General features: G+C 71.3%; 24 protein-coding genes and 3 pseudogenes. 9 read left to right on the forward strand and 18 right to left on the reverse strand.

Going from position 1 to position 25,550, the window contains the following annotated elements; all coding sequences use genetic code 11:
- Both ABZZ38_RS06980 and ABZZ38_RS06985 read right to left on the reverse strand, forming a co-directional pair.
- Positions 1–505, reverse strand: a pseudogene (locus ABZZ38_RS06980) (hypothetical protein); the annotation flags it as partial.
- Between the two features lie 466 nt (positions 506–971).
- Positions 972–1,979 carry a 2-oxoglutarate and iron-dependent oxygenase domain-containing protein gene (locus ABZZ38_RS06985; protein ID WP_356736543.1) on the reverse strand — a complete coding sequence of 336 codons (1,008 nt, stop codon included), beginning with the start codon at positions 1,977–1,979 and terminating at the stop codon, positions 972–974.
- Between the two features lie 736 nt (positions 1,980–2,715).
- Here ABZZ38_RS06985 and nadE point away from each other — a divergent pair.
- The gene (gene nadE, locus ABZZ38_RS06990; RefSeq protein WP_356736545.1) at positions 2,716–3,546 is read left to right on the forward strand and encodes an ammonia-dependent NAD(+) synthetase; all 831 of its coding nucleotides are present in this window, start codon (positions 2,716–2,718) and stop codon (positions 3,544–3,546) included.
- Positions 3,547–3,729: 183 nt separating this feature from the next.
- Here nadE and ABZZ38_RS06995 read toward each other — a convergent pair whose 3' ends face one another.
- Positions 3,730–4,386, reverse strand: a complete 657-nt coding sequence (locus tag ABZZ38_RS06995; protein WP_356736547.1) for a maleylpyruvate isomerase N-terminal domain-containing protein — start codon at positions 4,384–4,386, stop codon at positions 3,730–3,732.
- A gap of 60 nt (positions 4,387–4,446) precedes the next feature.
- Here ABZZ38_RS06995 and ABZZ38_RS07000 point away from each other — a divergent pair.
- Positions 4,447–4,722, forward strand: a pseudogene (locus ABZZ38_RS07000) (hypothetical protein); the annotation flags it as partial.
- Positions 4,723–4,918: 196 nt separating this feature from the next.
- A complete protein-coding gene (locus tag ABZZ38_RS07005) occupies positions 4,919–5,881 on the forward strand; it encodes a hypothetical protein (RefSeq protein WP_356736549.1) in 963 nt (320 codons plus the stop codon).
- 145 nt (positions 5,882–6,026) lie between these two features.
- Here the strand turns inward: ABZZ38_RS07005 and ABZZ38_RS07010 are convergent, their stop codons facing one another.
- From ABZZ38_RS07010 to ABZZ38_RS07020, 3 genes are all read right to left on the reverse strand, one after another.
- Positions 6,027–6,416 carry a hypothetical protein gene (locus ABZZ38_RS07010; protein ID WP_356736551.1) on the reverse strand — a complete coding sequence of 130 codons (390 nt, stop codon included), beginning with the start codon at positions 6,414–6,416 and terminating at the stop codon, positions 6,027–6,029.
- A gap of 400 nt (positions 6,417–6,816) precedes the next feature.
- Positions 6,817–6,984 carry a hypothetical protein gene (locus ABZZ38_RS07015; protein ID WP_356736553.1) on the reverse strand — a complete coding sequence of 56 codons (168 nt, stop codon included), beginning with the start codon at positions 6,982–6,984 and terminating at the stop codon, positions 6,817–6,819.
- 294 nt (positions 6,985–7,278) lie between these two features.
- A complete protein-coding gene (locus tag ABZZ38_RS07020; protein ID WP_356736555.1) occupies positions 7,279–7,899 on the reverse strand; it encodes a TetR family transcriptional regulator C-terminal domain-containing protein in 621 nt (206 codons plus the stop codon).
- 51 nt (positions 7,900–7,950) lie between these two features.
- Between ABZZ38_RS07020 and ABZZ38_RS07025 the strand changes: the two genes are divergently transcribed.
- Both ABZZ38_RS07025 and ABZZ38_RS07030 read left to right on the forward strand, forming a co-directional pair.
- Entirely contained in the window at positions 7,951–8,514 is a 564-nt protein-coding gene (locus ABZZ38_RS07025) for a GNAT family protein (protein WP_356736557.1), read from the forward strand.
- Between the two features lie 138 nt (positions 8,515–8,652).
- Complete coding sequence (locus ABZZ38_RS07030; RefSeq protein WP_356736559.1) at positions 8,653–8,898, forward strand: helix-turn-helix domain-containing protein; 246 nt, start codon at positions 8,653–8,655, stop codon at positions 8,896–8,898.
- A 141-nt stretch (positions 8,899–9,039) separates the two neighbouring features.
- Here ABZZ38_RS07030 and ABZZ38_RS07035 read toward each other — a convergent pair whose 3' ends face one another.
- From ABZZ38_RS07035 to ABZZ38_RS07055, 5 genes are all read right to left on the reverse strand, one after another.
- The gene (locus tag ABZZ38_RS07035) at positions 9,040–11,367 is read right to left on the reverse strand and encodes an Orn/Lys/Arg decarboxylase N-terminal domain-containing protein (protein WP_356736561.1); all 2,328 of its coding nucleotides are present in this window, start codon (positions 11,365–11,367) and stop codon (positions 9,040–9,042) included.
- Positions 11,368–11,593: 226 nt separating this feature from the next.
- Positions 11,594–12,187: a hypothetical protein gene (locus ABZZ38_RS07040; protein ID WP_356736563.1), complete on the reverse strand. Its 594-nt coding sequence runs from the start codon at positions 12,185–12,187 to the stop codon at positions 11,594–11,596.
- 130 nt (positions 12,188–12,317) lie between these two features.
- Entirely contained in the window at positions 12,318–13,709 is a 1,392-nt protein-coding gene (locus ABZZ38_RS07045) for a condensation domain-containing protein (protein ID WP_356736600.1), read from the reverse strand.
- A gap of 244 nt (positions 13,710–13,953) precedes the next feature.
- Complete coding sequence (locus ABZZ38_RS07050) at positions 13,954–14,331, reverse strand: DUF6256 family protein (RefSeq protein ID WP_356736565.1); 378 nt, start codon at positions 14,329–14,331, stop codon at positions 13,954–13,956.
- Between the two features lie 46 nt (positions 14,332–14,377).
- Positions 14,378–14,614 (reverse strand): DUF6186 family protein, encoded by a 237-nt coding sequence (locus ABZZ38_RS07055; RefSeq protein WP_356736567.1) that lies wholly within the window; start codon positions 14,612–14,614, stop codon positions 14,378–14,380.
- Positions 14,615–14,809: 195 nt separating this feature from the next.
- Between ABZZ38_RS07055 and ABZZ38_RS07060 the strand changes: the two genes are divergently transcribed.
- Both ABZZ38_RS07060 and ABZZ38_RS07065 read left to right on the forward strand, forming a co-directional pair.
- A complete protein-coding gene (locus ABZZ38_RS07060) occupies positions 14,810–15,970 on the forward strand; it encodes a helix-turn-helix domain-containing protein (protein ID WP_356736569.1) in 1,161 nt (386 codons plus the stop codon).
- An 86-nt stretch (positions 15,971–16,056) separates the two neighbouring features.
- Positions 16,057–16,551, forward strand: a complete 495-nt coding sequence (locus tag ABZZ38_RS07065; RefSeq protein ID WP_356736571.1) for a hypothetical protein — start codon at positions 16,057–16,059, stop codon at positions 16,549–16,551.
- Positions 16,552–16,775: 224 nt separating this feature from the next.
- Here ABZZ38_RS07065 and ABZZ38_RS07070 read toward each other — a convergent pair whose 3' ends face one another.
- The 4 genes from ABZZ38_RS07070 to ABZZ38_RS07085 all read right to left on the reverse strand — a co-directional run bounded on the left by ABZZ38_RS07070 (position 16,776) and on the right by ABZZ38_RS07085 (position 21,744).
- Complete coding sequence (locus ABZZ38_RS07070; protein ID WP_356736573.1) at positions 16,776–18,917, reverse strand: VCBS repeat-containing protein; 2,142 nt, start codon at positions 18,915–18,917, stop codon at positions 16,776–16,778.
- Positions 18,918–19,914: 997 nt separating this feature from the next.
- Positions 19,915–20,505, reverse strand: coding sequence for an antibiotic biosynthesis monooxygenase (locus ABZZ38_RS07075; protein ID WP_356736575.1), 591 nt, complete (start codon positions 20,503–20,505; stop codon positions 19,915–19,917).
- A 242-nt stretch (positions 20,506–20,747) separates the two neighbouring features.
- Positions 20,748–21,170, reverse strand: a complete 423-nt coding sequence (locus ABZZ38_RS07080) for an ATP-binding protein (protein ID WP_356736577.1) — start codon at positions 21,168–21,170, stop codon at positions 20,748–20,750.
- 379 nt (positions 21,171–21,549) lie between these two features.
- The gene (locus tag ABZZ38_RS07085; protein WP_356736602.1) at positions 21,550–21,744 is read right to left on the reverse strand and encodes a hypothetical protein; all 195 of its coding nucleotides are present in this window, start codon (positions 21,742–21,744) and stop codon (positions 21,550–21,552) included.
- Here ABZZ38_RS07085 and ABZZ38_RS07090 point away from each other — a divergent pair.
- Positions 21,676–21,945, forward strand: a pseudogene (locus ABZZ38_RS07090) (methyltransferase domain-containing protein); the annotation flags it as partial. The gene ABZZ38_RS07085 and the pseudogene ABZZ38_RS07090 overlap by 69 nt on opposite strands.
- A gap of 251 nt (positions 21,946–22,196) precedes the next feature.
- Positions 22,197–22,328 (forward strand): hypothetical protein, encoded by a 132-nt coding sequence (locus ABZZ38_RS07095; protein ID WP_356736604.1) that lies wholly within the window; start codon positions 22,197–22,199, stop codon positions 22,326–22,328.
- A 137-nt stretch (positions 22,329–22,465) separates the two neighbouring features.
- Here ABZZ38_RS07095 and ABZZ38_RS07100 read toward each other — a convergent pair whose 3' ends face one another.
- The 3 genes from ABZZ38_RS07100 to ABZZ38_RS07110 all read right to left on the reverse strand — a co-directional run bounded on the left by ABZZ38_RS07100 (position 22,466) and on the right by ABZZ38_RS07110 (position 25,399).
- Positions 22,466–23,647 carry a PP2C family protein-serine/threonine phosphatase gene (locus ABZZ38_RS07100; protein WP_356736579.1) on the reverse strand — a complete coding sequence of 394 codons (1,182 nt, stop codon included), beginning with the start codon at positions 23,645–23,647 and terminating at the stop codon, positions 22,466–22,468.
- Between the two features lie 241 nt (positions 23,648–23,888).
- A complete protein-coding gene (locus tag ABZZ38_RS07105; protein ID WP_356736580.1) occupies positions 23,889–24,068 on the reverse strand; it encodes a hypothetical protein in 180 nt (59 codons plus the stop codon).
- A gap of 164 nt (positions 24,069–24,232) precedes the next feature.
- The gene (locus ABZZ38_RS07110) at positions 24,233–25,399 is read right to left on the reverse strand and encodes a PP2C family protein-serine/threonine phosphatase (protein WP_356736582.1); all 1,167 of its coding nucleotides are present in this window, start codon (positions 25,397–25,399) and stop codon (positions 24,233–24,235) included.
- Positions 25,400–25,550 lie beyond the last annotated feature (151 nt).

Raw genomic sequence — 25,550 nt, forward strand, 5'->3', positions numbered from 1 at the left:
CACCGGCGTGAACACCACCCCGCGGCTTCTCACCCTTGTCGTGCTCGTCCTTCGAGCCCTTGTCGTAGTCGTCCTTCGAGCCCTTGTCGTAGTCGTCCTTCGAGCCCTTCTCGTGCTCGTCCTTCGAACCCTTGTCGCGCTCGTCCCGGTTCTCGTCACCAGTCGTCACCATCGACAGAGCCCCACCGCCGGCGTGAACACCACCCCGCGGCTTCTCACCCTTGTCGTGCTCGTCCTTCGAGCCCTTGTCGTAGTCGCTCTTCGAGCCCTTGTCGTAGTCGTCCTTCGAGCCCTTGTCGTAGTCGCTCTTCGAGCCGCCCTCGTCCTTCGAGCCCTTCTCGTGCTCGTCCTTCGAACCCTTGTCGCGCTCGTCGGACTCGCTGGAGTGGCTGTCCCCGTTCCCGACGATGGCGGGGGCGGTGATCATCGCGCTGGCGGCGGGCGCGGAGAGCATGAGTGCTGCCGTGATGGCCGCAGCGAGCGTGGTGGCACGGGTAGTGCGCATGGAGAGGAATCCTTTCGCCGCACCGCGACAGCTGACGGGGTGTCGAGCTCATGGAAATCACGGGGCGACGTCTTCACCTTCAGCCGTGTCTCGCTCGGCCACCACCGCAGAGCGTGGCGTTCGGGCTAGGCGTGGGCCTTCCGTGTGTACCGGGATCGGCCGGACAGGGTGGGGCGCGGCTGCGAAGAGGCCACCGGGCGGGCGCCGTGCACAACGCCCGCGGTCATCGCTGACGCTGTACGCGGAGCCGCCGCGGGGCTCCCTGGCCGTTCCCGCCCGGTCCACCCGAGCGGGCGCGGCACGTGCGCGGGAGCCGGCGAAGCGGGCGTCACGCTCGGGGAGCTGGTCCCCGGCGTACACGCTGCGCCATTCGGCGCGGCCGTTCGGCGCGTCGTGATCCCCCTGCCGTCGCGACGCCTCGGACGGTGCCGGGAGGGGTCACCCCTCCCGCACCGCCCGCCCTCCCTCAGCCGGCGATCAGCTCGGGGTGGTGGCGACGGGCGACCTCGGGGTGGGCCCGTACCCAGCCCTTGAGTTCGTTGCGCCCGTACTCGGCGTGCAGGGGGTTGGCGCGGTCGTGGGCGATGCCCGGGGCCCGGCTCAGGTAGGAGCCCGGGACGGTGCCGATGACCGCGTCGAGGCGCGGGTTGTAGAAGAAGGGTACGGAGAAGCGCTCCACCGCCCCCGGCGGGCTGACGACCCGGTGGTCGGTGGCCGACAGGTAGCCGTCCGTCGCTATCTCCAGCAGCTCGCCCAGATTGACGACGAACGCGCCCGGCAGCGGCGGCACTTCGAGGAAGCCGTCGCCGGAGCGGACCTGCAGCCCGCCCACGTCGTCCTGGAGCAGCAGCGTCAGGAAGCCGTAGTCCTTGTGCGCGCCCACCCCTTGGTCGCTGCCCGAGGGCGCCGAGCCGGGGTAACGGATCAGTTTGGTGTGCAGGTGCGGGCGGTCGGCGAACGCCTCGTCGAAGAAGTCCTCGGGCGCTCCGATGGACAGGAGCAGCTCGCGCAGCAGCCGGTGGGCGACCGCCGCCAGCCGTTCCTGCCAGGCCAGCACCGTCGTACGCAGTTCCGGCAGCGCGGCCGGCCACTGGTTGGGCCCCTCCAGCCACAGGTACGGCGGGTCGCCGGGGCCGAGGGCGGGCGCGGGCCGTTCGGCGCCCACGTCGAGCTGGTCACGCCAGTCGGACCGGCCGCCGGTGCGTTCGTGTCCGACCCTGGTGTAGCCGCGGAAGTGCGGTGAGCGCAGGTTGCTGACGGCCAGCCGGTCGGCCTCCGGCAGGGCGAAGAACTCCCTGGTGAGGCGCAGGATCTCAGCGATCTCGTCGGCGGTGACGCCATGGCCGGTCAGGTGGAGGAAGCCGACGTCGTGCGCGGCGTCGTGCAGCTCCTGGTGGAACGCCTCCCGGGTGGCGGGGTCGTCGGCCCTGGACAGATCGATGACCGGCAGCGAGCCGGGAGGAAGAGGCGACATGCGCGACATGATGGCGTTCCGTTTCTGCTGAAGCGAGGCCCTGCTCCCGAGGGTGGCGGGATCGCGGGGGTACGGAGAAGCCGTCGGCAGGGGTGCGCCCGAGTACCGCGTGTCCGCGACAGGACCGGTGGAGATGGGGAAGAAGAGGGGTCAGTCCTGGGGCGGACAGCTCATGGTCGTGACGCGCGCGTAGTCCACGTGTCGGCGCATCACGAGAAGAGTCACCCGGTGAGCGTAGCCCGGGCCGTGGAGCCCGGGCCGGAGACATTGACCACATCTGCGCCCGGCCGGCGGGCGGCGCTCGTCGGCGGTCCCGTGGTGTTCCGGGTGCGCCCCGGCCTTCGCGCCGGGTCCAGGCCTGCGGCGTGTCCAAGCCGCGTCGGAGGACCGGATACGGCGGGTGACCGCTGCCGTCCGCCGCGAGGGCCCCAGCGCCTGTTCGGGGTGGCGGAGAGACCGGCGTGCGACAGGAACACGGCGCCGACAGACCCCCGGGGGACACCGGGACCCACCGGATGCGCCTGCCAGGGAGAGGGAGCCGGGCCGCCCCGGGGAGGAGCCGCCGCCGAGCCCGTGAAGGCCGGGCTCGGGCTTCGGGCTCACAGAGGCACGCCGGCCCCGGCTGTCCGGCCCCGGCTGTCCGACCTCGGCCCCGGCTGTCCGGCCCCGGTCCGCCGGGCACCCCCTGGGTAGGGTGAGCGCGTCACCCCATCGTGAACCGGAACAAGGAGCAGACGTGAGCGAGCCGGCGTCCATCGCCCTGCAGCAGGAGATAGCCCGGGAACTCCAGGTCGCCGAGACCTTCGACGCCGAGCGGGAGATCGAGCGCCGGGTGTCCTTCCTCGCCGAGCGGCTGTCCTCCACCGGTTTGCGGTCTCTCGTGCTCGGCATCAGCGGAGGCGTCGACTCCACCACCACCGGCCGGCTGTGCCAGCTCGCCGTCGAGCGGGCCCGGGCCGCCGGGCACGAGGCGCGGTTCTACGCGATGCGGCTGCCCTACGGCGTCCAGGCAGACGAGCACGACGCCCAGCTCGCGCTCTCCTTCATCCGGGCGGACCACGTACTGACCGTGGACATCAAGCCCGCCAGCGACGCCGCGCTCGACGCCTCGCTGGCCGCCGGCGTGGGCTTCCGCGACGCCCGCCACCAGGACTTCGTCCACGGCAACATCAAGGCCAGGCAGCGCATGATCGCCCAGTACGCGGTGGCCGGCGCGCACGACGGCCTGGTCGTCGGCACCGACCACGCCGCCGAGGCGGTCTCCGGCTTCTTCACCAAGTTCGGTGACGGCGCCGCTGATCTGGTTCCGCTGACCGGCCTGACCAAGCGCCGGGTGCGCGCCGTCGCGGACGCGCTGGGCGCGCCCGCCGAGCTGGTGTGGAAGACCCCGACGGCCGACCTGGAGACCCTCGACCCGGGCAAGGCCGACGAGGACGCGCTCGGGGTCACCTATGACGACATCGATGACTTCCTGGAGGGCAAGCCGGTGAACGAGCGGGCCTTCGAGACGATCGTCAGCCGCTACCGCCTCACCGACCACAAGCGCCGGCTGCCCATCGCCCCGTAGGTGTCATGGCCGAGCGGGCCCGGCGCCCCGGGCCCGCTCGGTCTTCGACGTACTGCGATACGAGAAGCCGGGTCTCTGTCGACCGGTCACCCATGTCCCGGCGGGTGGCGCCGCCACCGGGATCCGGGCCGGGTGGGCTCCCGGATACCCTGCCCGCGCCGAAGGTCCCGTTCAGCCGGACGGTCAGCCGAGGACGAGGGGGAGTTTCGCGGCCGGCTCGCCGAGTGCGGCGTTCTCCGCGTCGGTCGGGGCACGCCGTCCGGTGCCGACCAGCAACGCGTCCTTGTCGGAGAACGACGCGGGGAACGGCGACCGGGCGATCTCCTCCAGCATCTCGCGTGACCGGGCAAGCCCCTCCGCGGGCGGTCCCGCCACGTCCGGGAGGTGCGCGACCAGGTCGAGGTGGTGCAGCGTCCACTCCAGGACGTACGCGCGGAGGTAATCGCCCGCGGTGAGGACCTCGTCCCGGGTGCTGACCCGGAGACCCGGGTCAGCACGCTCGGCGGCACGACCGGCGGCGGAGCCGACATCGTCGAGGTGGAACTTGAGCAGCCAGGGCTCCTCGTACGCGGCGGCCAGCCGGACGGTCAGCGCGTCGAGCGGGTCGTCACCGGTCGGCGGCGCTTCAGCGACGTTCCAGTAGGTCACCGCGTCGCGGGTCGGTTCCGTTTCGGCGGGGGTGACGAGGGTGATCAGGACGTCCTGTGCGTCGATGATCAGGTGGCACACCAGGTCCCGTACGAGCCAGCCGGCACAACCGGACGGCTGTGTGAAATCCTCGTCCGGGAGCTCGGCGACCGTCGTGCGCAGCGCTGTCCACGAGCATGAGAAGAGATCCACGTCGGCACGGTAATGCGACGCCGGAATGGCGGACAAGCGCATACGGACGGCGGTCGGCCCATCCCTTACGGGGATCGCACCGGCCCGCACACTCAGCTCAACGCCTTCGGCCTGAGCATCGCCCACGACACCTACAGCGCGGAGGTGACGGGCGATGCCACTGCGGTCCACGGCGGCGACGGCGGCGAGTCGGTGTGCCGCGGATACGGTCACCTGCCGGCCTGGCTCCCTCTGGCCACCGCCAACCGCAACCCTTCCATGGCCGAGTTCGTGTACGGGCCGGGCGGTGAGGACCTCTGCGAGGACTTCTCCACCCGGCCCATGCCGGCGCTCTGAACCTGCGGTGCGCGCTACGCCGGGACGGCGTGGCCGGGGGCACGCACTCCTTCGTACGCCGTGAAGTGGCCCTGCCGCGTATGAGGCTGACGCGGAGGGTGGCCGCACGACTATGGTGAGTAGTCGACCGTGGTGGGCCGGCCGCTCGTGTACGTGGCCGGGTGCGGGGACCGTCGGCGTGGGGCGGGAGGGCAGCGTGGCGCACAGTGAGGTGGGACTCCACCGGGAGAACGTCCGGCTCGACGCGGAGGAGCTCTGCGGGGCGCGGTTCGTGGCGACGGCCTCCGTTCGGTGTCCGGAGAGCTTTGAGGTGTACCGGGTGGGGCGCAGCTGGGGCGACTCCCTCCGATGCTCACCGGAGGACCGCGAGCGGTGGGACACGGCCGCGCGCGACTGCCTCGACGCTCTGTCCCGCGCACTGGAGGACCTGTACCGGGCACACGGTGGCCGAAAGGGCGAGGTGAACCTGTACAAGGGCACCCGGGGCTGGTCGCACATCACCGAGCCGCGCCACTGGCCGGGGTGGCGGAGACGCCTGGTGGAGCGGTCGGAACAGGCCCAACTCGCTTTCGCCGCCGCGGTACGGCGGGTGGAGGAGGAGTACCGGCCGGTCCGGGAGGAGATCGCGGAGCGACTGGCCGTGTACAAGGCTGAGCAGGCGGCGGCCGAGCTCGCACGCCGCCGGGAGGCGGAGCGGCGGCGCTCCGTGCTGGACACGGTCGCCGCCGGGCAGGTGTGGCGGTTCGGGACGGACCCGGCCGGTTCACCCGTGCTCGTGCACCGGGTCGACGTACCGGCTTCCCTCGAACTGCCGGACCCCCGGGCCGGATCCTCCTCCGAGGGCAGCCTGACGGCACGCCAACTCGAGGAAGCGCTTCTGGCGTTGGTGCGTGGCAGTGGCTACACCACCGAAATCCGGTGGGACGAGGCGGCCCGGGCCGAGGTGGAGCGCGAGTGCCGCGCGTCGGAGGTCTCCATCGCCTTCGGGCAGTGGTGGAGGGAAGTGACGAAGGGCGTGTGGCGGAACACCTCGTACGGCCCGCAACCCGTCCCGCCGCCTCCGCCCGTCACGAGGTCCCTCGGTGCCGGCATCGGCGGCAGCGGAGTGTCGGGAACGGGCGGCTACAGCGGTGGTTTCTCGGGCTTCGGCGGCTACTGACCACCGCGTGGCCGCCCGGTCGTTCCGGCCTGGCCCTGCCGAGCGGACTGCGGGGTTCTCGCAGTCGGCCGCGAGCGCGGCCGGGCCCGGGAGATACCGCCTCCAGGGCTGCTCCCGGGCTGCGGAGCGGTTCCCGTTTCCTCCGTCACCAGGAGTGCGCGACGTCCACGATCAGCTGATCTCCGGACTGCTGCACGCGGAAAGGCAGTCGCGCACGCACTCCCAGGGCGATCTGTGTCTGTCCTTCGAAACTCGCCCCGAAGCGGGTGTCCTTGAACGTCTTGTAGCCGGCGATGTTCACGCCGGGCAGCGCCTTACCGGCCCTGCCCGGGTAGGTGGGCTTGGCGGTGTTCGGGTTGTAGCTCGGCGCGCCGACGTAGACCTGGAGGATGGCGCCGCCCTTGACGGGAATGCGGTCCCCCGAGCCGTCCTGCCGGAAGGTGCCGACGTAACCGACGTGGTGGCCGACGCCACCCGAGGTTCCGGGGATGCGGAAGACCAGACGGTCGTAGCACCGGGTGGCCTTGGTCGTCATGGCTGTCAGCGGTTTGACTGCGGTTCCGGTGGCCGCCTTCAGCTTGCTGCCCCAGGGGGTGGCACATGCCGCCGCGGCAGGCGTGTTCCGCTCACCGGTTACCGCGCCGGCCGTTCCGGCCGTTCCGGCCGTCACGCCTCCCGCCAGCACAATCATCGCCGTAGTCGTACTCAGTGCTCGCATGCCTCTCCCCATTGGTTGGTCCGATGTATACCTTCTACGACCTTCACTCAGGTATCGAGGTTGCACGAAGACCCGGCCCTATACCTCATAAGACCACCTTTGGCCTAAATCGAGTGGTCTGAGCCTCGTCCTGACGGCCGCCGTGGGTGCGATGGGGCCCGTCCCGAGGCCACGGCGGGCAGGTCGTGGGGTCCTGGTGCCGGGTGCCTGGTGCCGGTCACGACGTCCGTACGCTGCCGCCTTCCTCACCCTCGTCGCCTTCCTCGCCTCCATCGGCGGGCGGCGGGACGGGGATGTGGGTCTGTCCGTCGATCGGTGGCGGTGTCCGCTCACCGAGCCGGTCCTCGAGGTTCTGCAGTGTGGCCCGCGTTTCGGGTGTCGTCATACCTTCCTCATCACCACTTCTCCCACGCGGAATCAGACCGGTTGGCGCCGCGAGGGCGGAAGGGCCGAGGCGGTCCGGGGAGGCGGACACGGCACGGCCGCGACACGTCGACGGCGCCCACCTGCCGCTCAGGTCCGGTGGGCCTCTCGGCCACGCCCGAGGGCGGCCGACCGGGGCTGTCCACCGGCTTTCTGATCGCGCGCGATGGTCGCGTCAGCGCCGCCGAGTACGGCGAGCACGTCCACGACCAGTGGACGGTCGACGAGCGGACCGCTTCCTGCGCCCTGGCTTCGTTCACGAGTGGTTCACCGGCGTCGTCTTGGACGGGGGCAGGGCGGCCAGTGCGGCCAGGTGGTCGTCGAGGAGTTCGACCTGCCGTTCGGGCGGGAAGGCCTCGGGGTCGAACAGGGCCTGTACGGCCAGGCCGAGTACGAAGGCCTGGGCGCCGGCCGCGATGCGCTCCGAGTCGACGGGCGGCAGTTCACCGGCCCGCTGGGCCGCGGCGACCAGATCGCGCAGCTTGTCGCGGCTGCGCCCGTACTTGCGGGCGTAGTCACTGCTCAATGTGGGGTCCGAAAGCGCGGTGTCCCAGGAGGAGACCCAGATGCGGTTGCTGTCGAGGGCCTCATCGGTCAGCGGCAGGATGTCGAGCAGAGCCGCTCTCACGGCGGACAGGCCTTTCCCGGGCGCGCGCCGGGGACGGGCGGCGCTGCGCGCGTCGAGCAGGTCGAGGGCGTATGCCACAAGGGCACGTTTCGTGGGGAAGTAGTGGGTCAACAGGCCGGTGGTCGCGTCGAGTTCGGCGGCGACGGCGCGCAGGGTCAGTCCGCCGAAGCCGTTCGCGGCCAGCACCCGCCAGACCGCTTCCGAGACATCGCGGCGGCGGGCTTCGTGATCTCCCTTGGAGCGCGGCATGCTGCTACGGTACATAACCGTAACGCTTGTTATGTGAATGAGGTGGTCGTCATGTTCTCACTGCCGCTGCGGGACAACGCCCGCCTCCGCCCCCTCGAAACATGGCAGGCGGAGGAGTTCGCCGCCCACATGGACCGGGCGCGCGAGCACATCCGGCCCTGGGTCGGAGCGGGGTTCATCACCGAAGACCTCGCCGGGGCACGGGCCACGTTGCGTCGCTACGCCGAGCGCCAAGCCGCGGACGGCGCCCGGCTCCACGGCATCTGGCTCGACGGCACGCTCGTCGGCGGTGTGATGTTCGTGAACTTCGACGCCGCGGCGGGCTCATGCGAGATCGGCTGCTGGCTGGAGCCGGCCGCCGAGGGGCACGGGCTGGTGACCGAGGCGTGTCGCGCGTTGCTGGACTGGGCGTTCGCCGCACGGGGACTGCACCGCGCCCAGTGGAACTGCCGGGCCGACAACGCGCGCAGCTCGGCCGTGGCGAAGCGGCTCGGGATGACGCTCGAGGGTGTGCGGCGCCAGTCGTGGCCTTACGGCGGCACCCGCCACGACACGCAGACCTGGGCGATCCTTGCCCCCGAATGGTCGGCCCATCGCGGGGCGACGGGGAACTGAGACGTGGTTCGCGCCCGGCGGGGCGGACATGTCGGGACGGGTCCGGCAGTGGATGAGGTGTCGCCGTCCCACCCATGATGTGTCGCCCGTGGTGTGTGGCCCGTGGGACGGGGTAGGCCGCCTTGCAGCGCTTATCTGATGATCCTTTCGGGAAGGGAAGACTTCGCCATGTCGAGGAAAGACCCGGCTCGCCGGCTGCCGCCCGGCCCAGAACGTGACAGGCTCGCCGCGGACCTCAAGAAGAAGTACGACGCGGGCGCCTCCATCCGCGCGCTGGCCGAGGAGACCGGACGCTCCTACGGGGCCGTGCACCGTCTCCTGGGAGAGGCCGGCGCCGTCTTCCGCGCACGCGGCGGGGCCACACGGGAGAAGGCCGCAGCCTGAGCCGGCGCGAGGGGCGGCGTGACGCGGCGGCGGCAAGGCGCGTGACACCCCGGCCGCAGCGTGCGCGGGTGCTGATCGCCCGCCCGCCCCGCACCCGGGCCAGCGGCCGGGGTGCGGGGCGGGCCGAGGCGGCAGCAGGGGTCACGGCATGCGGACGCACTCGATGAGATAGTCGCCGCTGTCGGGGTCGATCACGACGCCGTGGGCCTCGCTGTGGAACCCGGGAAAGGCGCGGTCGAAGGCTTCGAGCGCCCTCAGGTAGCGCAGGAGGGGACCGTCGGTGGTGCCGGTCGACTCGCCGGGCATCAGTACCGGGATGCCGGGCGGCGTCACGGTGACCATGGCGGCGGCGACGCGTCCCGCGGCCTCGCTCAGGCGCAACCGCTCCGTGCCGCCCCGGACGAGCTGCTGGTAGCAGAGCTGAGGCGGCGCGACGGGCTCGGGCAGCTGCTGGAAGGCCGTGTCGAGGGCCGTGATCAGGTCGGCCTGGGTGAGGTGCTCGTGCATCCGCCGGCACAGTTCACGCAGTGTGGCGCCGGCGTACTGCCGGGGGAACTGCTCGACCAGTCCGGGCAGGACGCGGTGGAGTGGCGCGTCGGCGTCGTAGAGCGCCTTGAAGTCCATCAGGGCGTCCATCAGGGTGCCCCACTTGCCCTTGGTGATGCCCATGGAGAAGAGGATGAGCGTGGTGTAGCTGTCGGTCTTCTCCACGACGATGCCGCGAGTGGCCAGATAGGAGGTGAGGATCCGGGCGGGGATGCCCCACGGCGGGACCTCGCCGGTGGCCGTCACACCGGGGCACGTCAGGGTCACCTTGATCGGATCCAGCATGCAGTAGCCGTCGCCGAGACCGTGGAAGCCGTGCCAGCGCGCGTCGGGTTCCAGCCGCCAGCACGCGGGCTCGCCGCGCAGCAGCGCGGCGGGGGCGTCGGCGAAGGGCATGCGCTCGCCCGTGGCCGGGTCGGTGACGGTGTCGGGCTGCCAGACCCCGAAGAACCAGCCCGGCCGGTCACCCGCGTCGGCGATCCGGCGTCCGGTGCGTACGACGGCCTGGCGGAAGCGAATGGCTTCCGTGATCGCCTCGTCGAGCAGCCACTGTCCCTGCGGGCCGTCCATCATGGCGGTCGCCACGTCCAGGGAGGCGATCGCCGGATACAGCGGTGAGGTGGTGCCGTGCATCATGAACGCCTCGTTGAACCGGTCGTGCTCCACCGGGGCACGGGGGGCCGACTTGACGTGGACCATGGCGGTCTGCGAGAGCGCGGCCAGCAGTTTGTGTGTGGACTGGGTGGAGAACACGGTGGGTCGCTCGGGCCCGTCGAAGGTGTCAGGTCCGACGGCCATCCCGTAGCGGCCGGCATACAGCGGGTGGAAACGGGCGTAGGCGAACCACGCCTCGTCGAAGTGCAGCCGCGGCGTGCTGGCGGCGAAGGCCCGCGCCGCCGCGACGGTGTCGTAACACAGGCCGTCGTAGGTCGAGTTGGTGACCACGGCGTACTGGGGCTCGGGCGTCACGGCGTCGGCGGCCAGCGGGTTGGCGGCGATGCGGGCGCGGACCGCCTCCGGCGCGATCCCGGCCGGGGGCAGGGGCCCGGCCAGCCCGTACCCGTTGCGTGTCGGCACCAGGTAGACGGGGCGTGCGCCGGAGATCACCAGACCGTGCAGGACGGACTTGTGACAGTTGCGGTCCACCAGTGCGATCTCGTCGCGGGTGACGCTGTAGTGGCCCACCATGCGGTCGGCGGTCGAGTCGCCGTGCAGGACGAAGTAGGTGCGGTCGGACCCGAAGACGCGGGCGGCGTTGCGTTCGGCGTCCCCGATCGGGCCGTTGTGCTCGAAGAGCGACCCCAGCTCCCCCACGGAGATGGACAGATCGCTGCGGAAGAGCCGCTCACCGAAGTAGTCGAAGAACGCCCGCCCCACGGCCGACTTCAGGAACGCCACCCCGCCGGAGTGCGCCGGTGTGTGCCACGAGTACTGATGTGCGTCGTCGAAGCGGCGCAGCGCCTTGAAGAACGGCGGCAGGATGTCCTGGTGGTACGCGCGGGCGGCGGCGACGACCCGTCCGGCGATGAAGGTGGCGGTGTCCTCCGAGGGCCAGATGTATCCGACCACGGCCTCCGAGACCCACAGCGGCAGGTGCTCGAGGTCCTGATCGGAGTCTTCCGCCATCAGCAGGAAGACGGGCAGCCTGTTGAAGCGACGCTCGATCTGCCGCAGCACCGCGGCGCCGCCGCCGTTCTCCTCCCGGGAGGCGCCGCCACCACCGGGCAGGTCCCAGGCGACGACGGCCGCCGCCAGCTGCGACTCGGTCTGGAGGGTGGCGCGGGCGTCCCTTGCGCTGGCGGCCCAGCGCAACTCCATGCCCTGGTTCTCCAGCTCCTTGCCGATGCGGCGAAGCTGCTCGGTGCTGACGCCACCGCCCAACGGGTCCTCGCGCAGTGCCAGCAGAACAGTGCCGTTCGCCATGACGTCCGCCTTCGTGAAGTCGACTGCCCCCGTTGCCTGACGGGCAGTCTTCCGGGCCGGCCGGGGCCGGTTGGTGATCTTCAGCCCGGCTTCACCCGGAGGGCGTACGACTTTCGGGCATCAGGGGGCCGGGGCGGGGGTCCGGCCCGATTCCGCTCAAGGCGCGGGGGTCGCGTACCGCTTCAGCTTCGTGCCTCACAGGGCCACCGCTGCCCCTGCCGCTGCCTCAGAGGGCGAAGGGCGGCAACGCGGCGAACTCCGGCACCACCTGGACCCGTTCCGACAGCGCGGCGAGGAGGCTGCGCACGCGGCTGAGCGGGTGGTCGGGGAACTGCGCGTCCCACTGGGCGTGGTCGCCGGCATGGAACGGCAGCCCGCCCTGGACGTCCGGTGCGTACGGGTGCGGGCGGAAGTACCGGTCGGGGCCGACCTGGGCCATCACCATGGACTCCCGTATGCCGGTCCTCCCGCGTTCGGCGGCCTGCACCTTCACGACGGTGCTGCATGCGGCCCGCGGGACGGTGAAGCTGCCGATGAACGCCTGCCCGCTCCGCTGACCCGGCAGCGGCAGCTTGAGGAGCTGCCTGAGGGCGGGGATTCCACCCAGTGACTTCACCGACGCCTCGATCAGCCCGCCGCCCGCCCGGGCGGTGAGATGCGTGAGCCCGGCCCGCAGCGCGGGACCGTCGTCGAGCGAAGCCGGCAGGTCAGGGCGGAGTCCGAAGTAGTGCACGGACAGCACATCGCCGTCGTCGTTGGCCCATACGTCGTTGTCGACGGGCCGGAAGCCGGGCAGTTCCACACCGAGGAGAGCTCTCATGGGCGATGATCATGCCGCACGTACGGCGGCGCCCCACAGCCACCCCCGCCCTGAGGTGTGCCGTCACCGTGCCGCCGGGCGCATCGATCGTGTGCTGCACCGCCGACGCGCGAGAGGCCCCGGCTCCGCCTCAACGGGCCTCAGCCCGCGGCAGGGTGGCGACCGTCCGGACGAGCGTACGGACGAACCCCGCCTTGGTGCTCCTCGCCCGCGGCGTGTCGACATGGATGGTGTTCAGGTACAGGCCCCCGTCCGTCCGGTGCAGCCAGAAGAGGATCCCGTTGCAGCGCGACACCCACACATGCATCCGCGCGTTGCAGGCCGCGTGCCGTTCCGCACCCGGCATCCTTCGGAAGTCGATGAACGAGAAGAAGTTGACGGCGTGCGGCCAGTAGTGCAGCTTGGCGTACTCGTCCGGGGCCAGCAGCCGCCAGGCCTTCACGAAGTGGACGTCGCTGTGCGCCCGCATCACCGCGTACGCCTCCTGCGCGCCCGCCAGCACGTCCGTGAATCCCATCCCCTCCCCGACCGGGAACTCGATGGGCAAGGTGTTGATGAACCACCCCATCGCCTGGGCGTAGGCCCCTCTACCGCGTTCGTTGACCGGCACGAGTCCCCGGTACACCTGCGGGCCGCCCTCCTCCCGAAGGGAGATGGCGACCGCCGCCAGCAGGCCCATGGACAGCCGCCCGCCCCGCGCACGGCACTCCGCCTCCAGGCCATCGACCTGCCGGCCGGTGAGGAGCCGCTCGGTGCGCGTCACCGGCGGGTACAACCGACCGGGCTCGACCCCCAGTTCCAGTGGGAACCGCGGGAAGAGGCCGCCGTTTCGGGCGCTGAACTCCCGCCAGTAGTCGAGTCGCTCGTCCTCGGCGCTCATCGCCCGGTTGTCCCGTCGCTGCGCTCGGCTGAAGTCCAGATAGCTGCCCACGTCCGTCAGGTCGAGCGGCTGCCCGCCGGTCAGCGCCTCGTAGGCGGAGGCGATGTCGTTGACGGCGATCGCGGTGGACAGCCCGTCGGTGACCAGGTGGTCGCAGGAGAAGTACACCGTGGCCGAGCCGTCCCGGACCACGGCCCCCATGACGATCAGTGGCCAGGAGAGCGTCTCAACTGTCCTGAACGTCCGGTGGAGGTGGGCGCGGACCTCGTCGACGGAGTCGAGCCTGCCCGCCTCGACGTGCTTGAGGGCGACGTCACCCGGATCGAGCACGTCGCAGGACAGGTCACCGGCGAGCGGCCGGTACAGCGTCCGCAGGAGTTCGTGGCGGCGCACGAGGTGGAGCAACGCGGCCTCGAGCGCGGCCACATCCACTGTGCCGGAGATGTCGAACGTCCCCGCGACATAGGAGCGGATCGGGTCATTCGCGTCCTGCGCCTGCCGGGCGACGGTGAAGTGCTTGGCCTGGTTGTACCCGCTCATCCGCCGAGCGGCGGGGTGCTCGGGAAGGCCGTCCCCCCGGAGGGAGACGAGATGCCACTCGTGGACTTCTCCGGGTCGGATCTCGGTGTCCTCCACTGACATCTGCAGCACGTCGTCTCCTTCTGCACCACCGCTCGACACGTCGCGCCCTGACAACGACTCCCTGTTCCGTCGGATACGGGCCGGGCGCCGGCGGGCCGCTGTGGTAAAGCGGGCGCGCGGGGCGCGATGGGGGTGGTTGCGGGCGTCGAACTCGCCGGCGACGACGCTGTCCACGGCATGCCGGCGTGCTCGGGCCGCACCTCGGTGGACAGGTGCTGCCGGTCGGCGAGTTCCCGGTGCGCCGTCAGCGATGTGGAGTTCCCCGCCGACGGCTCCGGATGCGGCGTACGGCGATGACGGCCGCCGATACGAGGAAGAACACCGGGAGAGTGACGCCCACGAGTGTGGCGGCACCCGTGAAGGCACTGGCGAGGAAGTGGCCTCCGAGGTGGGCGACCCCCTGGTAGTAGGCGAGCACCACCGCCATCAGGAGCGCGTACCCGCCGATCGCCGTGCCGGCCACCTGGCGGAACAGCCCGGGCCATCCCCGGCGTCGTGTCGCGTTCGGCGGGGGCCATACGGCCGGGCCCCGGCGCCGGATGCGCAGGCCGAGGGCCAGATACGCCATGACCAGCAGGTAGCCGGTCAGCATGATGGCGACGTTCAGCCCTACCGGCAGCACGGGCCGCGCCCTCTGACACGGCGCCGTACGGTCATGCGTTGTGCGGTCACGACGGGTCCTGGAGCAGGAAGTGCCAACCGCGTACGAAGGAGTGCCAGCCGAACCAGAGCCACAACGCGAACAGCGCCCACCGCCCCACGGGATAGCGCATCACGGCGCCGATGGCGTCGCTGAGCGTGGGAAACGCGTCACCGCCCCGGAGGAGACCGATGCCCTCCCAGGCGAAAATGGCGCCGAAGAGAACCGCCCAGACGAGATACCCGATCACCGGATGCGCCGCCATCCGGACCTCCCGCGCTCATGAGCCTTGTGTGTTGACGGTCCCGATCATCGGCCACGGAGCGCGGGAAAGGGCGGAGGCGCATCAGGGTGGGGGCCGCGTTCCCTTCCCGTTCCCGTTCCGTTTCGCGTGTCCGGCGGGCTCGCGAATACCGCCGGGACCGCGTACAGGTCGTTGTCGGGCACGGAGCAGGAGGCGATGGTCGAGGACAGCGGCGTGTGGAACCTCCTGGCCCGCATGCTCGCCGGGTGGGTCGAGGACGACCGAATGCCGTCTTGCCCGCGCGGCTGGTTTCGGTCACCCTCGTGGGGCGCCGCCACCCACCCGATGACCGACCACCATCGGAGACCGTCCATGTTGCGGGTGCACTTCACCACCGAGGACATCGCGCGCGTCCGCGTCGCCGCCGCCCCCGACCCCCTCTGGGAGATCGCCAACAGCTTCCAGGCCCTGGTCACCGAGGCCATGGGCCCGGCGTTCAGGGAGTGGCGGCGCCTCGTCCGGCCCCGCCTCGGGCCGGCGGACGGACTGCTCGCCGCGCTGCTGCCGCCCCGCGGCTACTCCCCCGACTTCCTCACCCCGGACCTGGGCGGCGCGACCGATCTTGAGTTCGCGGTCGACACCGTGCTCCGCACCCCGCGCACCGTCCTTCGCGGTGACATCACCCTGCTCGCCACCTCCCCGCAGCGGCCCCGGCTGCCGCTGCCGGCAGAGGTCCAGTCGCTGGCCGACGGGGCGCCCGAGGAACTGCGCCGCCTCGGCATGACCCTGTACGACTACCACCGGCGCATGCTCGCGCCCTTCTGGGGGCGCATTCGAGCTCAGGTCGACGCCGACCACGCGGTCCGCGCCCGCGCGGTGCTGGCGGGCGGCACGGACGGGCTGCTGGCCTGTTTCCATCCGGTCCTGCGCTGGCGGTCGCCGGTGCTGGAGGCCGACTACCCCGTCGACCGGGACCTCCGTCTGGAGGGGCGGGGGTTGGTGTTGCAGCCGTCGTTCTTCTGTCATCGAAGGCCCGTCATGCTGGCCCGCCCTGCCCCCGGCCGGGCCCCGGTCCTGGTGTACCCCATCCAGCACACACTCGGCTGGGCCGGCGCGCCCGCCATCCCCACCCGCGACGCGGAGCTCGGCGCACTGCTCGGCCGGACCCGCGCCGCCGTCCTGGCCGACGTCGTCACCGGCCGCACGACCGGCGAACTCGCCCAGCGCTTGGGCATCTCCGCAGCGGCGGCCAGCCAGCACACCGCCGTGCTGCGCCGGTCAGGGCTGCTGCTGAGCGTGCGCCGCAACAAGTACGTCCTGCACACCATCACGCCCGCGGGTCTCGCCCTCCTCAACGGCGCCCCGGCTTCCGTTTAAGCCATGCCTGCAACCTGTGGCGTCGGCACCGATTCCGGCAACAGCCTGGGGGTACGGACGTTGTCTTCTGACAGGGGTTTGACAGCATGCACTACCAACAACGTTCCCTCCTCAGCGTTCTCGGCGCCCTGGTGCTGGCACTGGTGGCCGTGTTCGCGGCCGGTCCGGCGCAGGCGGCGCCTTCGCCGGACCGTGACCGGAACCAGGTCTTCACGCTGCCGGCGGCGCCGGAGGGCGTGTCGGCACGATCGGCGGCCGCGGTGTCGCCCGGGATCTCGCCCGCCGCCAACCAAGTCCTCTACCTGAACCCCGGCGTGAGCCTCAACTGCACCCCCGGGAACCTCTGCAACGCGGTGTGGGACCCGACGAGGTCGCAGTGGAAGGTCTTCTTCCTCTACTCGTGCGCCACGTACACGGTCTACAACTGGCTCGGCACCGGCGCGTACTACAACAACCAGACGGGTAACCCCGTTTCCTACTACTACGGCCAGAACAGGAACGTCCTGTGGTCCAGCACGCCTGACGGCGGAGCCCGCCACATCGTGGACTTCGACCCGGTCTACTACGTCAAGAACTGCTGACCCGCTCACCCGCGTACCGGCCGCTCGCACGCTCCACCGCTGCTCCACCGTCGCGAGCCGCCGGTACGCGAGCCGCCGGGTACGCGGGCGCCGCCCCGGCGCCCGTACACCTGGCGGCGGCAGCGAAGGATCGACACCGCCGGGAAGGAACAGTGGCAGCGGTGCCGACACTCCGGGAGCGCGCCGGCACCGCGCGCGGGACGCCGTTCACGGCCGGTCGAGGGTCAGCGGATGCTGTGGAAACCCTGCCAGCCGGTGCCTATCCGGGTGCCGGAGCCGATGCCTCCGGCTCCGTTGCCGGCGTACCGGTAGAGCTCGCCGTTGGTGCTTCGGCCGACGAGGTCGTCCTTGCCGTCGCCGGTCAGATCGCCGATGCCGACGATGTCCACGAAGCTCCCCCAGCCCGCACCGATTGTGGTGCCGGGGCTGTCGAGGGAGCCGCCGCGGACGTAGTACGCCAGGAGGTCGCCGGAGGCTTCCCGGGTGACGATGTCCCCGGTGCCGTCCCCGTTGAGATCCCCGGCGCCGACGATGGTCCGGTTCTTCCAGCCGGCGGCCAGCTTATTGACGTGGGCCAGAGCCCCGTCCAAGGTGCCCGCGTAGAGGTGCAGGTCCCCGGTCGTCGCCTGGCGGGCGACGAGGTCGGGCCGCCCGTCTCCGGTGAGATCCCCGGAGAACGCGAGGGAGTCGAAGCCCGCCCATCCGGTGCCGATCCTCGCGGACGGTGCCGTCGGCGTGACGGCCTCGCCGCACGTCGGCGTGGAGCGGAACAGCTCGCCCGCCGCGTCCCGGACGAGAGTGTCGTTGCAGCCGTCGCCGTCCAGGTCGCCGAAGGGGACGAGTGTGGAGGTGGTGGGCCAGGTGCCGCCGCCGACCTTGGCGGAGACGACCTGCTGCGCATTGCCCTGGTAGACGAGGAGCGAGCCGGTGGACCCGACCGCGTACAGGTCGGGGAACCCGTCACGGCCGGCGAAGTCCCGACGCTCGGCCGGTGTTCCGGCGGGCTGGGGCGGTGTCAGCCCTGTGCCCGCGCCCCAGATCTGGCCGCCCTTGTTCCACACGGCGGAGAGTTCTCCGTCCGGCCCGACGGCGACGCCGCCGCCCGCGTAGAAGGAGGCGGACTGGCCGAAGGCGCGGGGCGTGCTCCAGGCGCCGCCGGCGAACGACGCGGTACGGAACTCCTCCTCGGCGCTCGTCACCGGGTGCGCCCAGCCCACCTGGACGGTGCCGTCCGCGCCGATGACCGCGTCGAACCCGCCGCGGACGGCCGTCGACGTGAGCGTGTGCGGCGCCGTCCACGTCCCGGTGGCCGCGGAGCGGGTCGAGGCGCGCAGGGCGGTGTCCGGCCTTTCGGACGTGGCCCACGGGGCCCACACCAGGGTGACGTCGCCGTTCGGGCCGATGAGCGGCGCCGACGTCCGCAGGTTGCCGGGCTCGCTGGTGACGGCCCCGGCGAGCACCCAGGCCGGGTCGGCCGCCTTGCGCCGCGCGGAGATGAGTACCTGCGCCGGCGCGGCGGTGTCCGTCTGCTGCCAGGCGACGACGAACGTACCGTCCGTACCGACCGCCACCTTGGGCGTGTGGGGCTTCTTGGCGGGGTCTCCCAGGAGTTGCGCGCCGCCCCAGCCCCCGCCGCCCACCTTCTGGACGGTCCGCAGGGTGGGGCTGCCCGAGACGTACTGGGACCACGCGACGGTGGCCGAGCCGTCCCGGGCGACCGCCGCGTGCGTCCCGGAGGCGGTGCCCGTCTCGCTGAAGGCCAGCCGGGTCCGGGTCCAGGTGGCGCCGATGCCCGGGAGCTCGGCGGCGTACACCTCGAAGCCGGAACCGCGGGGCGCGCTGTTGACGTGCCAGGATGCGACTGCACGGCCGTCGGGGCCGACGGAGAGGACCGGCTCCTCGATGCCGGCGGACAGTGCGACCGTCGCGGTCGGCGACCAACCGCCGGTGCGCGGCTGCCAGACGGCGGAACGGATCGCGCGGGTGGCGGTCTCGTCGGGCCGTTCGACCCAGAGCGCGGTCACCGAACCGTCGTCGGAGGTGCCCAGCCGGGCCGCGTACTCCGGGATGGCGACGTGGCCCAGCAGCCGCGCCGGTCCCCACGCGGTGCTCTTCGCCGGCCGGACGGCGACCCACAGTTCCTCGTTGTTCACCGCGGACGCGGCGAGCGTGCGGTGGAACAACACGACCGTGTCCCCTCGGACGGTCGTCACCACGTCGTCGACCTGCGTGCGGCGCTCGGTGCCGGTGACCGCCGAGGGCTCACTCCACGGCCCTGTCCCCGCGGCGGCGGGACCGGTCCCCAGGAGGACGCCTCCCAAGGTCAGCGTGGGTACCAGAGCAACAGTGATCAACCGTCTGCTCATGCTGTTGTGCGTCACGGATTCCCCCCTCGTTTCTGTGCTCCGACACTAACAGCGCCCTCTGACACGTGTGTTGGACGATCTCGTGGAGGACAGGGCGGGGGCATCTCTCCGGTGGCGCACTCACGACAGGCGGTCGATGACGGTGAACTGTCACATAGCGAACGGCCGTTGCGTCGTGGCCAGGGCGGCGGGCCGGGAGGGGAACATGCGCGAGCGGCGGCACCGGTTCATGGACGACGCTGTTGACCGGGTCACCGACAGGGGCTCGGCCGTACCGGACCTGTCGTGTCCCACGGTGGGCGCGGCTGGGTGGTGGGTTGTCGTCGCGTGCGCAGCGGTGGGGATTCCGCCGGGTGTCGCGGGGATGGCGTACGGACGAGCCCTGCCGCACGCTCATGGGCCTTCTGCGTGGGCGGGCCGCGTGGGATGGTGCCGGCGCGGTGTCCACCGTGGTGGGCGGGTTCGTGGGCGACGCGGTGACGCGGACCCGTGGCCGGCAGGCCGCGTGTACGGTGCTTGTCGTCGACACGCAGGTTCGGATGGTGACCCACCACGACAGCGAAGGCCGTCCGGCGTCCACCAGTACGCGGACCGACCATGTGCACCGGTTGAGGTGCGAAGCCGGGAAGCCCTCGGGCCCGACAAGGCGCTCCTGGGTTCCCGGTGGGCGGCTCCGGGAAGTCGGGGCGAGGTCACCCACGACCCGCGGGGGCGCGCAGCCCGACTGACTTGGTGGGCACGGAGGCCGCATCATGGCCCCCTGTCGTCCGCATTGGGCCTGATCGTGGTGATCGTTGAAGCGGCCCGTACATGTCGCGGTGGCTCTGATGGGGCCAACGAAGGCGCCGATGCCGGGGCATGTGGGCGCAACCGTCGGGCAAGGCGACAGCGGCCCGACCGCACGCCGCCCGGTCGCGCTCCGTGGTGCTGTCACGTGATCACGGGCGTGGTGAGGGACTCCCCGTTACCGTGTGCCGGCGCCCTGGACGGTCCCGCTTCACGGGCGCCGACCGCTCTGGTCGCTGAGCCATCCACGCAGGAGGCGACTCACGGTCGGCATCGCCACGTACGTCATCAGGACATTGTAGACGCACGCGAGGACGGCGCTGCCGAGGGCGAGGGGAAGCACGGTCAGGTGTGGCACCAGGACGTAACTGCCGAGCAGCGTGATCGGGTAAATCGCCAGGGTGGCGCTGATCGCCATTTTCCACCGCGGAGGGGCCGGCCGTGTCGACCCCGGCTTGGCGAACCAGGTTTCCATGCCGGTCAGCGTCCGCCGGGCGACCTCCGTGTGCCGGTGCCCTTCGCAATGGGCGAACCATGCCGCCCGCTCCGGGGACTCCTGCCAGGCCCGGCACGCCTCCGCATCACGGAAGCGGTGCACGAGGAACCAGGGCGCACCGTCCCCGGAGGACCGGAACAGCCCGTACCCGAGGTGGCCGGGGAAGCGGGAGGCACTGTCGAGAATGCCCTTCGCCCACCGCTCGAAGGCGGCCTCGTAGCCCGGCTCCACCTGGCGGGCTATCAGCAAGGTCACCTCGTCGGCGTCGGCGGGGACACTGGCGTGCTCAAGGCTCGACGCGGTCACTGTTCGTTCTCCTCGTCATCGCGCCGCGCCCGCGGACACCCTACGGCGGTCCCCTTCGGAGCGCGACGTGCGGGGCGGGCCGCCGTGCGTGGTCGCCCCGTTCCGGGGCGGGAGAACGCCGCCGTACTGCCGGGGTCCAGAGGCAGCGCGTGCGAGCAACTGCCGCACAGCCGTGAGGGTGCCGGCGAAGATGACGGCGGCCGAGTGCGGCTGTTACGACAGGGCGCCGCCGCGCCGACACGTCATAGGAGGCGGCCGATGATGCCGCCCGCCGGGTCGTCCGCGAGAGCGACCGAGGCCCGGGTCCGCTTGCCCACCGGTTCGCGTTCGACGGAGAAGCTCTGGCAGACGGCCATGACGATCTCCATGCCGTGCTGTCCTATCCGGCCGGCGTCCGCTGCCCTGGGCACCGGAAGTACCGGTGCGCTGTCCCAGACCGACACCGCGACCAGGCCGCCGCTGACCTCCAGGTCGAGGAGGCAGGGCCCGGGCGCGTACTTGCACACGTTCGTCACGAGCTCGCTGACCACCAGCTGCACCATGTCCATGGCCCGCGCGGACACCGGCAAACCGTGCACGGCCTGGACATCGGTGAGGAACTCGCGAGCGAAGTCCCTCGCGAGCCCGATACAGGACGGTTCCGCCTCGTACACCGCCGAAGCCATGATCGCTCCCCCGGCCGGTGACCGCCGGTCTGCCTCTTTGCTCTGTTCCACGCCTACCGCCTCACTCCATGTGCGCCCAGCCACGCGTCTACCCCGATGATTCTCAGCCATTCCCAGGAAAAATCCGCCCCCGGACCTCGCACAGCGCCGCCCCACTCGCCTCCCCGCCGCCCCGGCCGCCGCCCGCCGCCCGCCGGGTCAAGGCGGCGGCCAAGGTGACGGGGTGAGTGCTCCCGCACGCCCCTGCCCGTACCCCTGTGCGCGCCCGCGCCGGTCCGTCACCCGGCGTCACTCCATGGCAGCGTGTAGCCGAACTTGATCAACGGCGATCAGGGGCGGCGGACGGAGTTCTCCGTCCGCCGAAAGGACGCTCAGGGTGTCACTGCGGAACACCGTTCAGACCGGCGCGCTGCGGGCGGAGGAGGAGGCCTACCGTCACGCCTTCAGCCGGTTCCTCGCCGGAACGGACGAGAAGGCCGTCACCCATGCCTGTCTCGACCAGGTGGTGGACGCGCTTGCCGCCCGCCGTCTGCTCCTCGATGTCGGCCCGGCCGACGGCACGACGACACGGCACCTCGCGCCGTCGTTCGAGCGCACCGTGTGCATCGAGCCCAGCGAGCCCATGCGTCGTGTGCTCAAGCGGGCGTGCCCCGGCGCGAAGGTTCTACCGGATGCCGTGCTGGAGGCCGATCCGGGCGTCACGGCCGATCTGGCCCCGCTGTCCCACGTCCTCTACTACATCCCACGCCCGCAGTGGAGGGCGACGGTGTTGCGCATCCTGGAGTGGGTGGCCCCCGGCGGCCTCCTCCTCATCGTCATGCAGCAGCCCGACAACGCGTGCATGCGCATGGTTCACCACTTCACCGGCAGCCGCTTCGACCTACGGGAGCTGGCACGGGAACTTGCCACGGCCCCGCACGGACTGGTCGGCGACACCCGGCTGGACACCGTCGGCGCCTGCTACCGCAGCCCTGATCTGGACGACACCACTGAGGTGGCGGGTTTCCACCTCAGTGTCCCCCGGCCATGGCGGGGATTACCCCACCGACGCGCGAAGCCGTCAAGGCCTACGTCCGCCGGCACTTCAGCGACCCCGACGGCGGATACACGATCAGGCACGACCAGGACGTACTGCGCGTCACCCGACCCCAGGACTGAGGAGCACCCGCTCCCATCGCCGCGACGAGCCGTCTGCCCCCGACCGACGCCATCGGCAACGGCAACGGCAACGGCAACAGGAGCGGATGTTGATGACCACGCCCCGCTGCCCGGTTCGTCGGCGAGTCGCCGGTCGCTCACCCTCGCGTCCCGTCGGCCGCGCCGCGCCAGTCGAGGCAGAGCACCAGTGCGTCGTCGTCGAGCGGCATCTCACCGTGGTATGCGGCCAGTTCGTGGAGAACGGCGCCCGGTACCTGGGCCGCGGGGAGCAGGCGCGTGGCAGTAAGGGCGCGTGTCAGGGCATGGTGCCCGAATTCCTCCCCTGCCGAGGAGGACGCGTCGTACACGCCGTCGCTGGCGAACAGCAGCCGGTCGCCCGCCCGTACGGTGAAGTGCTCGGGTACGTAGACCGTGTCCTCGAACATCCCCAGGGGCAACTGGGCGTCGAAGGTGAGCGGTTCCACGGTCCCCTCCCGTAGCCGCCATGCCCGCGGCGAGCCCGCGTCGACCACCTCGACCTGCCCGGTCGCGAGGGCGAAGCGCAGCAACAGCACCGACACGTAGGCGCGGCCCTGGTACTGGGCGTGGACAGCCTGGTCCGCCAGGGCTGCCTGGCCGGCCAGGTCCAGGCCGGCACGCCGGGCGTTGCGCAGCGCGTTGACAGCGAGGTTGGTCAGGAGGGCGGCGTCGATCCCCTGGCCCATGCCGTTCGTCACCGTCAGGGTCAGGTGGTCGGCGGAGACCGACCAGTCGTAGTTGTCACCGAGGATCGCGTAGGCCGGCTCCATCTGCGCGCCGAGGGAGAACTCCGTGCGGGAGCAGGCGCGCCCCGGCAGGAGCTGCCATTGCATCTCGGCGGCCAGCGTGAGCCGGGCCGCGCGCCTGGCCAGGGCGTAGAGGTCGGTGTCGCGCTCGGCGACGAGGATCTCGTGGCCCAGCGCCTCACAGATGTGCTGCATCTCCGGAAGCACGGCCTCGTCGAACCGCTCCTCCGGCAGGCAGATCGACAGCACTCCCATCCGGTCGCCCCGGATGGTGATGGGCAGGTGTACGTCCACCCTCTCCGTCCCGTTTTCCGCCACCACCAGGGGCTCCTGGGAACCGAAGACGCGCCCCTGTGGGCTGTCGTGGATGGGAACGGGTGCGGTCGCCCACGGCACACGCTCCACGGCTTGAAGGGATCGCATGGCGTAGTCGGCGAGCCGGAGCTCCACCCGGTCAGCCCCGTACTGCTCGGTCAGGGCAGCCGTCACCACCTCGAGAAGGGTATGGGGCGCGCCGGCCCGCAGGGCCCTGTCGACAGCAGCGATTCTGTCCACGTCCTACTGCTTTCCTGAGTTCCGGAGGGCCATTCCGAAGTGGTCACTGGGCGGCCGTAGGTGCCATCCGCTTCCTCAAGCGCTCGGCGGTGCACCTGGTGCGGACAGGCTCTCCGAACCTGGTCTCAGGCCCAGTGTAGATCGCGTGAGGCCGTCCGACGCGTGCCGTGTGTGGTCCCTGTCCGGGCCGGTCGCGCCGCATCCCCGACGCGCGGGGCGGGTGCGCGATCAGCGGGGGCCGCTAGCAGGCGTGGTCGCGGGAGTTCTCGGGCCGGTGCGGCAGGTCGGCCTCGCCGAGCCGGGTGTCGTACTCCTGCCACGTGCCACGTGCCCCGCGGTGCGGACGATCGGGTGTGCGGCTGTGGGCCGGCCCGCCGACGGTGTCCCGGTGGCGGGCCGGGCGGGCTCTCCGGCCGCCCACGCGCGGCGCGATTCCCGGCCCGGGCCTGCGGATCGGCCCCATCAGGGCAATCGGGCCACTGGCACCCGTCCGCCGGCCCCGGGCCGCCGGGCCCCGGGCGCCAGGCCCCGGGCGCGCGGAAGCGGCTTCCTCCGCGGAACGGTGGCCATCGCTCACGTCGAGGGTTACGGGCTACCGTGCCAGTCGAGGCAGACGACCATGGCGTCGTCCTCGGCGTCGATGGGGCCCCGGTGTCCGGCGAGTTCCTGGAGTACGGCGCGCGGCACCTGCGAGGGGGGAAGGAGGCGGGTTGCGGTCATGGCGCGGATGAGCGCCTTCTCGCTGTAACGCTCGCCGGCCGGTGAGGCGACGTCGTAGACGCCGTCGCTGAGGAAGAAGAGCCGGTCGCCCGGCAGCACGGAGAAGGCCTGTGGCGTGTAGATGGTGTCTTCGAACATGCCGAGCGGCAGTTGCGCCTCGAGCTCGATCGGTTCGGCCTTGCCCTGCCGCAGGCGCCACATCTTCGGCGAGCCGGCGTCCACGATCTCCACCTCCCCGGTCGCCAGGTGGAAGCGCAGGAGGAGGACGGAGAGGTGGGCGGCTCCGTGGTAGTGCCCGTAGATGGCCTGGTCGGCAAGGAACGCCTGGTCGGCCAGTGACAGCCCGGCTCGGCGGGCGTTGCGCAGGGCGTTGATGGCGAGGCTGGTCAGGAGGGCGGCTTCGATGCCTTCCCCCATGCCGTTGGTGACGGTGAGGGTCAGGTGGTCGGCGGAGGCGGACCAGTCGAAGTTGTCGCCGAAGATCGCGTAGGCGGGCTCGAGCTGTGCCCCGATCTCGTACTCGGGCCGTGCGCAGGAACGGCCCGGCAGCAGTTGCCATTGCATTTCGGCGGCCAGCGTGAGCCGGTTGGCCCGGCGGGCCTGGAGGTACAGGTCGGTGTCGCGTTCCGCCACGACGATCTCGTGGCCCAGGATCTCCGCGATGTCCCGCAGCTCCCGCTCCGTCTGCGGCGTGTAGTGGTCCTCGGGGAGGCGGACGGTGAGGACGCCGATGCGGTCCCCGCGGACGCTGACGGGGAAATGAGCGGTCACGTCCGAGGCGCGTGGGTGCCTTTCTGCATAGGGTTGCTGTGCCCCGAAGGCCCGCCCTGGAGCGCTGGTGTGTACAGGAACAGGTTCGGCGGTGTAAGGAAGGGCCTGGACGGGTTGCAGTATGGTCATCGCGTAATCGGCCATGAGCAGGTCGACGGAGGTGGCCGTGTAGTGGGCGGTGAGCGCGTTCCGCACTGCTTCGAGGAGGGCGTGGGCAGGAGCCCTGCGCAGTGCGCGTTCCACGGCCGAGAATCTGTCCACCGTTCGATTACCACCTGTTCGGGAAGAAAGAGCAAAAAGGAGCGTAGGGCCTCTTATGTCTCAGCGACTGACAAGGCCGTTGCGAAGTGTCACAGTTGAGGACATGCATTCCGAGAGTTCTCCAGGCGCCGACCGGGATGCTGCCGCCCAC

The organism is Streptomyces sp. NPDC006368, assembly GCF_040612535.1.
Classification (GTDB): domain Bacteria; phylum Actinomycetota; class Actinomycetes; order Streptomycetales; family Streptomycetaceae; genus Streptomyces.

Excerpts from the sequence above, each read along its gene's own strand:
- ABZZ38_RS06985 (WP_356736543.1), bottom strand. The coding sequence starts at position 1,979 with ATGTCGCCTCTTCCTCCCGGCTCGCTGCCGGTCATCGATCTGTCCAGG.
- ABZZ38_RS07010 (WP_356736551.1), bottom strand. The coding sequence starts at position 6,416 with ATGACGACCAAGGCCACCCGGTGCTACGACCGTCTGGTCTTCCGCATC.
- ABZZ38_RS07015 (WP_356736553.1), bottom strand. The coding sequence starts at position 6,984 with ATGACGACACCCGAAACGCGGGCCACACTGCAGAACCTCGAGGACCGG.
- ABZZ38_RS07020 (WP_356736555.1), bottom strand. The coding sequence starts at position 7,899 with ATGCCGCGCTCCAAGGGAGATCACGAAGCCCGCCGCCGCGATGTCTCG.
- ABZZ38_RS07025 (WP_356736557.1), top strand. The coding sequence starts at position 7,951 with ATGTTCTCACTGCCGCTGCGGGACAACGCCCGCCTCCGCCCCCTCGAA.
- ABZZ38_RS07030 (WP_356736559.1), top strand. The coding sequence starts at position 8,653 with ATGATCCTTTCGGGAAGGGAAGACTTCGCCATGTCGAGGAAAGACCCG.
- ABZZ38_RS07035 (WP_356736561.1), bottom strand. The coding sequence starts at position 11,367 with ATGGCGAACGGCACTGTTCTGCTGGCACTGCGCGAGGACCCGTTGGGC.
- ABZZ38_RS07040 (WP_356736563.1), bottom strand. The coding sequence starts at position 12,187 with ATGAGAGCTCTCCTCGGTGTGGAACTGCCCGGCTTCCGGCCCGTCGAC.
- ABZZ38_RS07045 (WP_356736600.1), bottom strand. The coding sequence starts at position 13,709 with ATGTCAGTGGAGGACACCGAGATCCGACCCGGAGAAGTCCACGAGTGG.
- ABZZ38_RS07055 (WP_356736567.1), bottom strand. The coding sequence starts at position 14,614 with ATGGCGGCGCATCCGGTGATCGGGTATCTCGTCTGGGCGGTTCTCTTC.
- ABZZ38_RS07060 (WP_356736569.1), top strand. The coding sequence starts at position 14,810 with ATGGTCGAGGACAGCGGCGTGTGGAACCTCCTGGCCCGCATGCTCGCC.
- ABZZ38_RS07065 (WP_356736571.1), top strand. The coding sequence starts at position 16,057 with ATGCACTACCAACAACGTTCCCTCCTCAGCGTTCTCGGCGCCCTGGTG.
- ABZZ38_RS07070 (WP_356736573.1), bottom strand. The coding sequence starts at position 18,917 with ATGAGCAGACGGTTGATCACTGTTGCTCTGGTACCCACGCTGACCTTG.
- ABZZ38_RS07080 (WP_356736577.1), bottom strand. The coding sequence starts at position 21,170 with ATGGCTTCGGCGGTGTACGAGGCGGAACCGTCCTGTATCGGGCTCGCG.
- ABZZ38_RS07095 (WP_356736604.1), top strand. The coding sequence starts at position 22,197 with ATGGCGGGGATTACCCCACCGACGCGCGAAGCCGTCAAGGCCTACGTC.